Raw genomic sequence first — 12,488 nt, forward strand, 5'->3', positions numbered from 1 at the left:
AGTGTAAAAAAATTATTCACTTCTCAAAAGACAGAGTTTAAATTACACCCTCGTTATTTCAGAAAAAAACTTAGCAACCAGAAATGCCTGTCCTCGGAGCAACCTAATTTAATAAAAGCTTTATAATTTAATCAGCTTATAAGTATAGGTTCCCCCGTCTTTTTCTTCAATACAGGTAATTTTTCTTTTTGTAACCATCAGGTTTTTCCAGTTCAGTAATTCCAGTTCGTCAGTTACAGGATGTATTAATGAGGCATTAAGCCGCTCCCTATATTGTGCCTGGCTCCCTTCCGCCTGGTACCGATAATATGTATCTTCCTCCAATGACCAAATCCCTGTCTTTTCCAAACCGCTGATACGGTCAACCTGCTTAAGAGAATTATCGCTGTTAAATTCAATTATCAAATTCTCATATTGCTCCGTCAGGTTTTCTCCTGATATCGCCCAGTCCTTGCAGTACCTGACTTTCTCATATTTCCACTGTCCTTCTAATTTATTTTCTGTTGAGGGAAACAGGCTGTTGTCTTTGGAACAACCTGACAAAATTAAAATAGAAATTATGGCCAACCATCGGTGTTTAAATGTAAAAGTTTTCATACGTTTTGAATTCAATTATTTTATTCGCTTAGTGCCCTTCATTACAATATTAGTTGTTCTTTTTTTAACTAAAAATTTAAGGTAAATATATTCCTCAAACTTTGCATTGAGTTTCTTCGGCACTATTGCCTTTACTTTTTTTACCGGGCAAAAATTATTCTGATCTGTGGTTTAAACCTTAAGATATAGTGAACAATTCATAACCGGGAAGTTTTGTGCGCCAGCGTATTCTTTTATGCAATATCCGGTAAATGGCAATTTAAGGAGTAGTTTGAGATGGCTTTTAGGCAAAAGAGCATTGTGGTGATTTAATTCACTTTAGCCTGAAACTCAATATCAGAATGTTATTACATCCCTTCTGGATTTTTCTAACCGGGAGAAAAACAAACACCTGATATGTCGTTGCTGCTCAGGAGAAATAGTTTAGCCATTAAATTAAAAATGATCTTATCCTTTTACGGCTTTTCCGAATTTCCTCACTGATTCCGGACTTCCGAAAACGTATACCAGATCTCCGTGTTTCAGGTGTGTAGTCGGATCCACCACGGTTTGCACCTCCTCACCCCGGTATATTGCCATTACGCTGATTCCAAAGCGGCTGCGCAACTTGCTTTCGCTCAGGGGAATATTCACGATTGCAGGATCGGTGGTTTCTACCCGCAAGGAAAGAACCTTGAAATCCTGCCAACTGGGCAGCCCCAGGCTCATGCTCTGACTAAAGAAAGGACGCAGCATTTCATAGTTTTCCTTCCGGATTCCTTCTACGTAATTCTTTATATCGCCTTCCGGCACAAGATACTGGTGCAATACACGTGTGAATATTTCCACCGAAGTCTCAAATTCTTCGCTGATCACTTCGCTTGCCCCAAGTTTAAGATAGTCGTTCGTTTGGCTGAGAAAACGGCTTCGCACCAGGATGTGAGCGGTGTTGCAAATGCTGCGGACAGAAGCAACGATCTTCTCAGTGGCAGGCGGATCAGAAATAGCAACGACCACAACACGGGCATGATACACATGCAAATGCTCCAGCATATAAGGATTAGAGGCATCTCCGAAATAAATCGGCTCACCAGTGGATTTTCCCAATGCCACGTTTTCAGTATTAATATCTAAAATAGCATAAGGAATTTTAGCTGCTCTGCATATACGTGCCAACTGCTGGCCGTTGAAACCATAACCAATTATGATGAGGTGGTCCTTGAGCGTGCTCTGCACATCAGCCAGATCCTTATCCTTCTGTATGGCTGCTACCTTCTGCCGCTTTTTGCTCAGCAACAGCATCGAAAGTTTATCTGAGGCCTGAAACACAAAAGGTGTGGCGGCCATAGTAAGGATGGAAACCGACAGGAAATACTGATAAGGATCATTGTCCAGTAAATTGTGGCTCATGCCCACAGCCGCCAGTATAAACGCAAATTCACCCACCTGGAAAAGCGTGAAACCGTTGAGCAAATTCGTTCGGGTTGGATAGCGCAGGATTGCACTTGAAATAAAGAGTACCGTAAACTTTATCACGAAAACGGCAGCCACCAGCACCAGCACCAGCCATACGTGAGACAGGAAGAACTGTATGTCCAGCAGCATCCCGATGGACACGAAGAAAAAGCTGCTGAATATTTCCCTGAAAGGAATAATGAGCCCGGATGCCTGGTGGCTGTATTCCGACTCGGAGATGATGAGGCCCGCCAGGAATGCGCCCAGTGAAAGCGAAAGGCCAATAACCGAAGTGCCCCAGGCAATAGCAAAGCAGATGACCACAATTGAAATGATGAACAACTCCCGGCTGCGGGTAAGGACAATAGCTTTCAGAAGCCGTGGTACAAGATAGCGCGCTGAAATGAGCGTGATAGCAATCACGCCCACCACCTTCAGTGAAAGGATTCCCAGTTCGTACCAGAGATCGCCACCTTCGCCCGCCAGCATGGGCGTGAGAAGCATCATCGGCACAACAATAATGTCCTGAAAGATGAGAATGCCTAGGGCTATTTTCCCATGCGGACTGTTCATCATCCCACTGGATTGCAGCAAATTAAGCACTATGGCCGTGCTGCTCAATGACACCAGGAATCCAAAAAACAGCGCCTGGTTCATAGGAAAGCCGAGGAGTACCGTAACTCCGTAAACTGCTCCTATGGTCAGCAATACCTGGCTTGCGCCTCCAATCAGTACTACATTTTTGATCCGTGCCAGCGCACCAAGCGAAAATTCAAGCCCGATTATAAAGAGCAGCAGGATAATGCCGATCTCAGATAAAATCTCAATATCATGTGAAGCTTCAATAAGGCCAAAGCCAGACGGGCCAAATGCGATGCCCGTCACCAGGAAGCCAAGTATAGTGGGAAGTTTGAGCTTCTGAAAAATAAAAATAACACCGACCGAAAGGCCGAGTAAAATCACGATATCCTTGAGCAACGGTATTTCCATCCGGGCAAAGTTCGTCTTAAAATTCTTTAAGGATTGTCTTCCTGATTCTGTCGTACAGACTTTAAAAAGAGCCGTGCGATTCCACGATCGTCAAAAGTAAACAGCCTTGCCGGGAATTCCCGGCAAGGCTGTTTTGTAAAAAAGTATAGAAACTAAAAGCCGCTTTTAAAGGCCGCTTTCATTGGTAACTAGTTTCACGGTAAGCTCAAAGTCATCATGGATCATTTTATCTCCGAGTCCATCGAAAAAGCTGCCTGAGCCATATTTAACATCATACAGGCTTCTGTCAATAGTGATCTCAGCCGTTGCGGTAGTTTGCCCTTCAGATGTTTCCACTTTTGCAGGAAAAGTCACCTTGTTTATTTTGCCCCGGATCGTCATGTTACCGGTAACGTCATAGCTTCCGTTTCCATTCTCCTTTACGTCCAGAATGATGAAAGTAGCTTTCGGATGTTTTTCCACATAAAAGAAATCCTCGGACTTCAAATGACCTACCAGTTTTCCTCTGGAACCATCATCGTTAATATCAAGGTTTTCAATGGAATTCATGTCCACGGTAAATGATCCGCCCATCAGTGTTTCATTGGCCATCATAAGGTAACCCTCCTGAAGATTGATGGTGCCATTATGCTTGCCGGTAACTTTTTCGCCCCGCCAGTCAATGGTGCTCTTTTCAGTATTGACTTCCTGGCGTTCTGCCTTAGCCTTAAGACCTACTGCCGTTTGAGCATGAGAAAAAGTAGCTGCTGAAAACAGCAACATGATTAAAAGCGATAGTTGTTTCAAATTCTTCATTGATCTAAATTTTAAATTCCAGAGCGTGTTTTCGATAACCATGCCAATTATATGTATATACATTTAATGTTGATACCTGATTATTTAGTACAGCACTCTTTAAAATGGTTTTCGGTTTACCAGGGTATCAATTTTCCGGCTACAGATGGTTTTTTAAAGCTCCGGGAGCATCCGTTCCCCCAGAATGCCGCTGTATGCCAGGCTGCCAATCCCGCTTACCTTTGCGGTATGCAATCCTACCCGTTTCCGAAGGCATTTATCGCCAGGCTGCAGGCACATTTCCCTGATCAGGCAGAAACCATTCTTGACGCCATGCAGGAACCCCCGGTCCTGTCCATCCGTCAGAATCCGCTGAAAGGAAGTGCGTGTTTCGAATCAGAAGAGCCGGTGCCCTGGAATCCGCATGGCCGCTATCTTCAGGACCGTCCACCGTATGTGCTCGATCCGCTGCACCATGCTGGAGCCTACTACGTGCAGGAGGCTTCATCCATGCTATTTGCCAATGCCATTGATTTTAAACCCGGAATGCTGATGCTGGATCTTTGCGCTGCCCCCGGAGGCAAAAGCACACTGCTCCTCTCGCAACTACAGCCCGAAAGCCTGCTCATAAGCAATGAACTGGTGCATGAGCGGGCGCAGGTGCTGAAGGAAAACCTGGTAAGATGGGGATATCCACAGGTGATGGTAACGAATAACCGCACGGACGCTTTTACAGCTTTCAATGGAATTTTTGACGTGGTAGTGGTGGATGCGCCCTGCAGCGGAGAAGGCATGTTCCGGAAAGACTCAAAGGCCGCAGAGCTTTGGAGTGAAGGCCTCGTGAAACGTTGTGCGCATGATCAGCGTGAAATGCTGCAACATGCCGTGGACCTGGTAAAACCTGGCGGAATGCTCATCTTTTCCACGTGTACTTTCGAGGCGGAAGAAAACGAGGCAAATGTGCAATCGCTGTACGAAGTATTCGGGAATATCCTCCAGCCTGCCTTGCTGCCACTACAACCCGACTGGGGCGTAAAAGAACGCCTGGTGGAAACCGCGCAGGGAGGGCATCCGGTATATTATTGCCTGCCTGGTCTGGTGCGGGGCGAAGGAATGTTCATTTCCTGTTTCCGCAAAACCGGAGAGGGAATGATGAGCCGGCCCCGCCCGAAAGGACGTTCATTGATGGCATTGTCTTCCGCTGAGATGGAGACCATACAGGAATATTATTCGGAATCAGAGGCACTGAGCGTTGTCAAAGAGGAAGATGAAGCTTATGCTTTGCCGGCAGCATTTCTCCCGCTGGTAAGCCAGATGTGGCAAAAGCTAAAAGTGCTGAAACCGGGCCTGCACCTGGGAAGCTTTAAACACGGCAAATTTGTACCTTCACATGAACTGGCCATGAGTTTATCGCTTTCAGAAAAAATACCGGTAGTTGCACTGGACAAAGAGCAATCATTAAAGTACCTGAGCCGCGAAAGCTTTCCGCTGCCTGACCTCGGCTTCAAAGGTTGGGGAATAGTGCGCTATGAACATTTGCCGCTCGGATGGATCAAAAATCTTGGCAACCGCTTCAATATTCATTTCCCTGCACAATACAAAATCCGGCTGGATGTGGAGCGGTATCAGGAGCATTTGGATGATAAAAGAAAAGGTTAATTGCTGTGTTTTTACATTAATAATTCAGCATTAAGAAAATGATAAGAAGTTGATTTTTAGAAAATTTAAATTACAAAAAATAAAAGCCTGATAAAAAGAACACAGCCGAATCAGGAATGAATATTCTTTTTAATTAAAACTATATTACCAAACAAAACAAATTTTTAAACCAAATACCATTTTAATTAAATAAACTTTTTGTTATTCTAAAAAAATGAAATTCTCAATCATCACTGCATGCTATAATGCTGAAACCTACCTTGAGGATACCATCAGAAGTATTCTTCAGCAGCATGGTAATTTTGAAATTGAATACACCATCCTGGACAATTGCAGCACTGACCGGACAGGTGAGATAATTCAGCGCTATTTGAAATTACAAGAAGCCGGGCAGCTTAAATATGACTGCCGCAGCCTGGAAATTCACTACCTCTGCGAGCCGGACAGCGGTCTCTATGATGCATTGGTCAAAGGATTTGAAATGGCGACAGGAGAGATCATTGCTTATATCAATGCGAATGATTTTTACTTTCCCGGTGCATTTGCTACGGTACATGAAATTTTTGAGGAAAACCGGGAAGTGCAATGGCTGACAGGGATTCCGGTTTCCACTAACGAAACGGGGCAGCCGGTATATTGGGTGCTTCCGTTGCGCTATAATATTTCCATGATCAGGCAGGGATACTACGGCAGGCGCCTCTACTATGTGCAGCAGGAATCTACGTTTTGGAAGAAAGAATTGCTAAAGGCTGCAAATTTTGAAACCTTGCGGAAAATGAAACTTGCGGGAGATTATTATCTCTGGTTTTCGTTTGCAGCCGTAGCCAAACTTTACCAGGTGCGTTCCTTTCTGGCTGCCAGCCGCCAGCACGCTGATCGCCTGTCAGCCGACCGTGCCGGTTACGAAGCAGAGATCAGGGCTTTTTCAAATAAGAAGGGCGTAAAAAATCACCTGCGGGCTTTTGCACAATATGGCCTGACCTATTTATTACCCGATAAAATAAAAACTATATTAAACCCACGAATATTTTTTTACAGTAATAATAAGTGGAAAAAGGGAAAGTAGGAAATTGGCTATTAGCTATTGGCACTTGGCTTAGGATCGAACAGATTTGCGAACTGAAGAGTTAAGCAAGAATAAAATTAAGCATCCAGCAAACTATACGGAAAACATGACGAAAGCAGAAGAACTTTACGATGAAATAGCAGCGGAATTAGGTGCCACGAAAGACCAAATGTTTGGCACACCCTGCCTGAAAGCGCCTAATGGCAAAGCCCTGGCGATGTTGTACGACAATGAAATGGTCTTTAAGCTGAGGGGCGGAGAAGAATCAGAAGCTACCGGCCTTCAGGGTGCGCATCTTTTTGATCCGATGGGCAACCGGCCCATGGGAGGTTGGGTGCAGATACCTTTCAGGCATGCCGGAAAATGGAAAGAATTTGCAAAAAAAGCGTATGAAAATGTTAGCTGACTTTCATTTAGATTACATATTTTAATAATCTTTAAATCTTTATAAATCAAATTTCTTAATCCGGGTATTCGCATAAATTTGTATACAACAATTTTCAAATTTAATATAACAAAAAAAATGAATTTACCAAAAGATTATCAACAGGTAATGCCCTCTTTAATTGTAAACGGGGCAGCGGCTTTTCAGCAATTTATGACCAAAGTATTCGGAGCCAGGGAAAAGATGATCGTACCGGATGGGGATTCACAAATTATGCATGGAGAAGTGTTGATTGGGGACAGCATGATAATGTTTGCTGACAGTACGAATGAATTTACACCCAAACCCGCAGCGCTTATGATTTACGTAAAGGATGCCGATGCTACCTACAAAAAAGCATTGGACGAAGGTGCCGAAACTATTTTTGCGCCTGCCGACAAAGAATATGGACGTAGCGCTGGCGCCAAAGATAAATGGGGCAATTCCTGGTATATCACTTCCATCCCTAAACCGTAATTCTTTTATTAAATATTCGAGCTTAGCGGAGAAGTCATCAGATTCTTCCCTTGAGTTCGCGGGCGCTGGCTATGGCGGTTTCGCTGGGCGTTTTGCCGGCCAGCATTTGTGCTATTTCCAGCAGGCTCTGCTCCTCTTCCAACCGGGTGATTATGGTATGGGTGGCATCCAACCCTCTTTTCTTGGATACCATAAAATGATGATCGGCCAAAGCCGCAATCTGGGGCAGATGGGTAATGCAGATCACCTGATGCTTTCCTGAGAGTTTGCGGATCATTTGCCCGACTTTCTTGGCTGTTTCGCCTGAGACACCGGTATCAATTTCATCAAATATCATGGTGGGCAAAAAGCGGGTCCCGGCAAGCAGGTATTTGAGCGCCAGCATTACGCGGGATAATTCGCCACCGGATGCCACCGTACCAATTTTTCCTGGATTGCTCCCCCTGTTGGCCGAAAAAAGTATTTCCACTGCATCACAGCCTGTTAATGTGAGTTGACTCTCAGGCAATTGTTGAAGGTCTATCTTTATTACTGCATCAGGAATGCCTGCCTGCTTCAATAAAGTTTGTAACTCCTTTTCAAGGCCTGGAATGTTTTTCTGGCGATTTACAGAAAGTTTGGCTGCCAGTTCTGAAATCTCTTTTTTCTTGCACTGAAGATCCTTTTCTGCTGTCCTTATTTCGTCATTCAATGAAGAAGCGGCTGTTAATTTCTGGCGCAGAGAATCTGCAAAGTCAAGTAACTCAGGCAAAGCAGAGAACTGGTGCTTCTTCAGCAGCATTTGCATAAGCTGCAAGCGGCTGTTCACTTCGTTTATCCGCTCTTCATTCACTTCCACTGCGTGCAGCCTGGTGGATAATTCCGCGTGTATATCTTTTAGTTCTACCAGCAGGGCCTGTACGCGTTCATGCAATTGCTGCAGCGGGGCCTCGAAACGACTGATCCCGGAGAGGGCCTTTTTCACTTCCATCAAAAACGCAAAAGCACTCGTTTCGCCATCATAGCTCAGAAACATAGCCTGCTCCAGGCTCTGCTGAATATTCTCAGCATTCGTCAGTAATTCCTGCTCCTGGTCCAGTTGCTCCTTTTCCTGTGGCTTAAAGGCAGCCGTTTCTATTTCATTAAGCTGAAATTTAAGATACTCCTGATCGCGCGAAAGTTCAGCTTCCTGCTTTTTTAATTGCTCTGTCCGGGTAAGCGCCTGCTGGTATTCCCGGAATTTACTACGATACACTTCCAGAGCTTTTTCGTGGCCGGTAAAAGCATCCAGTATCTCCATCTGGAATGAAGACTGGCTGAGCCGCAAGGTCTGGTGCTGAGAATGAATATCCACGAGCTTTTCTCCCGCTTCGCGCAATGCGGGTAGATTTACCGGAGTATCGTTGATAAAGGCGCGTGATTTCCCGGAGGCACTGATTTCCCTTCTCATAATGAGTTGAGGTTCCACATCCAGGTCATGTTTTTTCAGGAAGGAATGCAGATAATTGCCGGAAAACGCGAAGGTTCCTTCAACAATGCACTTTCGACCGGGATCCAGAAGAGCCGAGGTATCAGCGCGATTGCCGAGGATGAGGCCCAGGGCCCCCAGGAGAATAGATTTACCGGCACCCGTTTCACCGGTTATGATGTTCAGCTTATCCCTGAAGGAGATATCAAGTTGATCTATCAGGGCGTAATTGGAAATAGTGAGGTGCGTGAGCATGAGATGCCACGAAATTACCTGATTTTCTCCTCATACTTTGTGATGTGCCTGACATCCACTTTTCGCAGAATATTCAAAACCTTGAATTTTTCTGAAGGCGTTGATGCGCTGAAAATATTATTGATCTCGTCTACTTTGGCGTCAAAAAATACTTGCAGCGAGTATGAGTTTGGCCGGGCTTCCTGCACTTTCTGAAGATTTTCGAGGCTGCCTAAAATGGTTGCTCTGCCTTTGTCAGTATCTGTGGACATTATATCAAGCCCAAGCCGGTGGTACGTATACATGGTTTTTCGCAACGGCTCAAATCTCGGATCCAGCAATTCCGTAACCAGCCAGTAGCGGTTGCGATCGCTTTCTGAAGGAGACCAGCCTGCTCCACCTCCGAGCGAACCGGCTGCAGAGGTTATATTCTTAGCTTTTTGATAATACTGAGTGCCGCCCATTTCTTTATAAGAATCATAATCAAATCCTAATATTGTGTATGCATAATAAGCCAGGATAGATGTGAGATTGGAAACACTGCTGCCTTCCATAAAGTCCATTGCCTGGAATTCAACATATTCAAAACCAATATCTTTATCCAACACATTCAGCAGCGGAGACCTGTATCCGGTGCTATAGACGGGGCGGCCAATCTGCACCTGCATAGTTCCACTGAAAACATCACCCTGCATGGAGGAGAGATTTATTACCATGCTGCACTCAATGCGCTCCCCCGGTAGAAATTCATCATCCGTCCATTGCCGGTTGTTCATAAATTCCTTGATACTGGTTTCCATTGAATTAAAAATGCGCCTGTCACTTGTTTGAATCTGATCAGTGATTACCCGCACATCACAGTTCAACTCCTGCCCCCACGCATAACCTGTCATTGCATAAATGAATATTAAAACCAACCCTGAGCACTTCATTTTGCCTTTCCTCTTTTTTCTTCTAAAATCTTAATAATTACCTGTACTATGTCCTGTGCAGCTTTCCTTTTCGATTGTAAATCAAATTTAAAGTGTTCTCCCTTTGCTGTGAAAATAGCAATCTTATTTGTGTCATATCCAAAGCCCGTACCTTCATCCTTCAGAGAGTTCAACACAATTAAATCAAGGTTCTTATTTTTCAGCTTTTTCAGTGCGAACTCTTCTTCATTGTTCGTCTCAAGGCTAAACCCGGCAAGCACCTGGTTTTGCTGTTTTAAACGGCCCAATTCCAAAAGTATGTCGCGGGTCTTAACCAACTTTAGCACCAATGAATTATTTTCATTCTTATCCTTTTTAATTTTCCGCTTTGCGGGAGCTTCGGGAGTGAAGTCTGCAACAGCCGCAGCCATGACCGCACCATCACAATTTGGGAAAAGTCGGTTGCAAACTTCATCCATCTCTGCGGCACTTATAACGCGATGGAGCATGATCCCTGGATTATTGGTCGAAAGCTGGACCGGCCCAGTTATCAATTCCACTGCTGCTCCTTTTTGTGCCAATGCCTCGGCCAGCGCAAAACCCATTTTGCCGGAAGAGTGGTTGCCGATATAGCGTACAGGATCAATGGCCTCGTAAGTGGGGCCGGCCGTAACAAGAAATCTTATTCCGGCCAATTGCTCATTTTGAGTTTGAGGAAGCAGGGAAATTATGGTTTCCGGTTCTGCCATTCTGCCGATCCCTGAAATGCCACTCGCCAGTTCTCCTTCTTCGGGCGGGATCATGAAATGCTGGCTCCGTTCCTTCAGCAGGCCAAGATTGGATTGTGTAGCAGGATGAAGATACATGTCCCGGTCCATAGCCGGAGCAAAATAAACCGGACAGGTAGTTGACAGATAAACGGCCAGCAAGAGGTTATCGCACTGTCCTTTCGCCATTTTCGCCAGCGTGTTGGCCGTGGCTGGTGCTATTAAAAGGAGATCCGCCCAGGCAGCAAGTTCCACATGGTTTACCCACGTACCATCCTTTTCATAAAAACGGGTATAAACCGGATTTTTGGAAACTGTGGAAAGCGTAAGCGGAGTAATAAAAGCAGCACCATCATCTGTAAGGATCACTTTTACCTCATGCCCCGCCTTAACAAGCAGGCGGCAGAGAGAAGCAGACTTGTATGCCGCAATGCTTCCGGATACACCGATGAGGATCTTCAGGGGCACGCGCCTTATGTGAGTTCTATCTCTTCAGGAGGTTTCTGCTCCCGGTTTGGGTTGCGATAATATATCTCCCCGGCCAGGAATTCTTCTGTTGCTACTACCGTAGTTTTCGGTAGCCTTTCGTAGTGCGTGGAAATCTCAATTTGCTCGCGGTTCTCGAATACTTCCTCCAGACTGTCGGTACTAGGGGCGAACTCCTCGAGCTTGGACTGCAGTTCGTCCTTTTGCTGAAGCGAAAGCTGGTTGGCGCGCTTGCTTATGATCACCAGCGTCTCATAAATATTTCCTGTAGGCTCCTGAAGGATCTTCAGGTCTCTTGCTATTATTTCGCTTGGAATTTCTTTATTAATCATTTTTAGATTTTTTTAGAATTAATGTCATCAAGATTCTGGAGTGCCTTTTCATATATGTCCGTGGCTTCTTTACGAAATTTTGAATCCGGATAACGTTCGATAAACTCCTGATACACTTCAATTGTATCCATGTAGCGCTCGGCTTGTTTGGTCTCCACGCTGTTTTCTGCGAGTTTGTAATATGATTCAAGAATTAAGATTTCCACCTCATCCCGGTTTTCTATAGCAGGGTATTCTTCCAGGGCTGCTTTCAGTGAAAATGCAGCGGCCTTGTAATCCATTATCTGATAATAGGCCATAGCGGCATTAAACGTCTTGCGCTGAAGTTTATCTCTAAAAACATCCATGTAACGGTTGGCTTCATCTACTCTGTCACTGTCAGGAAAACGGTTAACAAAAAACTGAAATGCCTCTATTGCACCGCGTGTATTGCTTTGGTCAAGATCTGCCTGGGGGGAGTTGAGATACTGAGTGTAAGCATACATATACATGCTTTCTTCAGCGTGTTCCCCACGGGGATAAGAATCGGCCAGCTTCTTAAAATAGTAGGAAGCCAGGAGAAAATTCTTGAGATGGTAATTTGAGTAAGCCAGATAGAAGGTAACTTTCTCGCCTTTTTCCGTACCTACATAAAAGCGATATATTTCATCAAGCAATGCCAGTGCCCGGCTGTGCTGATTGTTTTCGTAATAGGTTTCAGCGTATTCCAGCTTCTGTTCCATGTCATCCCCGTTCAGTACCTTTTGATACTTACTGCAACTGGGAAAAATAGCAACGGAGATAAAAAGGATGAGGAAAAATCCGGCTGATCGTTGGATGGTATTCATAATAAGCGTGCAAAATTACTGATATATACGCTAATATTGGTAAAAAAATTACAAACGACCGTC

Annotated in this window: 12 protein-coding genes; 4 read left to right on the plus strand and 8 right to left on the minus strand. The window is 44.8% G+C overall.

Annotated elements, in window-relative coordinates; translation table 11 throughout:
• Positions 1 to 120: 120 nt before the first annotated feature.
• The 3 genes from WD077_05540 to WD077_05550 form a co-directional block, all read right to left on the minus strand.
• Positions 121 to 597, minus strand: coding sequence for a hypothetical protein (locus WD077_05540; GenBank protein ID MEX0966679.1), 477 nt, complete (start codon positions 595 to 597; stop codon positions 121 to 123).
• A 447-nt stretch (positions 598 to 1,044) separates the two neighbouring features.
• On the minus strand, positions 1,045 to 3,021 hold the full coding sequence (locus WD077_05545; protein MEX0966680.1) for a cation:proton antiporter: 1,977 nt from the start codon (positions 3,019 to 3,021) through the stop codon (positions 1,045 to 1,047).
• 165 nt (positions 3,022 to 3,186) lie between these two features.
• Positions 3,187 to 3,816: a YceI family protein gene (locus WD077_05550; protein ID MEX0966681.1), complete on the minus strand. Its 630-nt coding sequence runs from the start codon at positions 3,814 to 3,816 to the stop codon at positions 3,187 to 3,189.
• Between the two features lie 51 nt (positions 3,817 to 3,867).
• On the opposite strand from WD077_05550, the gene WD077_05555 reads away from it, so the two are divergent.
• From WD077_05555 to WD077_05570, 4 genes are all read left to right on the plus strand, one after another.
• Positions 3,868 to 5,454 carry an RsmB/NOP family class I SAM-dependent RNA methyltransferase gene (locus WD077_05555; protein ID MEX0966682.1) on the plus strand — a complete coding sequence of 529 codons (1,587 nt, stop codon included), beginning with the start codon at positions 3,868 to 3,870 and terminating at the stop codon, positions 5,452 to 5,454.
• A 214-nt stretch (positions 5,455 to 5,668) separates the two neighbouring features.
• A complete protein-coding gene (locus WD077_05560) occupies positions 5,669 to 6,520 on the plus strand; it encodes a glycosyltransferase (protein ID MEX0966683.1) in 852 nt (283 codons plus the stop codon).
• A gap of 106 nt (positions 6,521 to 6,626) precedes the next feature.
• A complete protein-coding gene (locus WD077_05565; protein MEX0966684.1) occupies positions 6,627 to 6,926 on the plus strand; it encodes a hypothetical protein in 300 nt (99 codons plus the stop codon).
• A 117-nt stretch (positions 6,927 to 7,043) separates the two neighbouring features.
• Positions 7,044 to 7,421: a VOC family protein gene (locus tag WD077_05570; GenBank protein MEX0966685.1), complete on the plus strand. Its 378-nt coding sequence runs from the start codon at positions 7,044 to 7,046 to the stop codon at positions 7,419 to 7,421.
• A 37-nt stretch (positions 7,422 to 7,458) separates the two neighbouring features.
• Here the strand turns inward: WD077_05570 and recN are convergent, their stop codons facing one another.
• From recN to bamD, 5 genes are read right to left on the minus strand one after another with little or no spacing between them, the layout of a single operon-like run.
• On the minus strand, positions 7,459 to 9,123 hold the full coding sequence (gene recN, locus WD077_05575; protein MEX0966686.1) for a DNA repair protein RecN: 1,665 nt from the start codon (positions 9,121 to 9,123) through the stop codon (positions 7,459 to 7,461).
• Positions 9,124 to 9,137: 14 nt separating this feature from the next.
• Positions 9,138 to 10,034 carry a DUF4835 family protein gene (locus WD077_05580; protein MEX0966687.1) on the minus strand — a complete coding sequence of 299 codons (897 nt, stop codon included), beginning with the start codon at positions 10,032 to 10,034 and terminating at the stop codon, positions 9,138 to 9,140.
• Positions 10,031 to 11,248, minus strand: coding sequence for a bifunctional phosphopantothenoylcysteine decarboxylase/phosphopantothenate--cysteine ligase CoaBC (coaBC, locus tag WD077_05585; protein MEX0966688.1), 1,218 nt, complete (start codon positions 11,246 to 11,248; stop codon positions 10,031 to 10,033). The genes WD077_05580 and coaBC overlap by 4 nt, the downstream gene beginning before the upstream one ends.
• A 5-nt stretch (positions 11,249 to 11,253) precedes the next feature.
• The gene (locus tag WD077_05590; GenBank protein ID MEX0966689.1) at positions 11,254 to 11,598 is read right to left on the minus strand and encodes a DNA-directed RNA polymerase subunit omega; all 345 of its coding nucleotides are present in this window, start codon (positions 11,596 to 11,598) and stop codon (positions 11,254 to 11,256) included.
• Positions 11,599 to 11,600: 2 nt separating this feature from the next.
• The gene (bamD, locus tag WD077_05595) at positions 11,601 to 12,425 is read right to left on the minus strand and encodes an outer membrane protein assembly factor BamD (protein MEX0966690.1); all 825 of its coding nucleotides are present in this window, start codon (positions 12,423 to 12,425) and stop codon (positions 11,601 to 11,603) included.
• Between the last annotated feature and the right edge of the window lie 63 nt (positions 12,426 to 12,488).

The sequence above is a fragment of the Bacteroidia bacterium genome (assembly GCA_040880525.1).
In the GTDB taxonomy this organism is placed as follows: Bacteria; Bacteroidota; Bacteroidia; order CAILMK01; family JBBDIG01; genus JBBDIG01.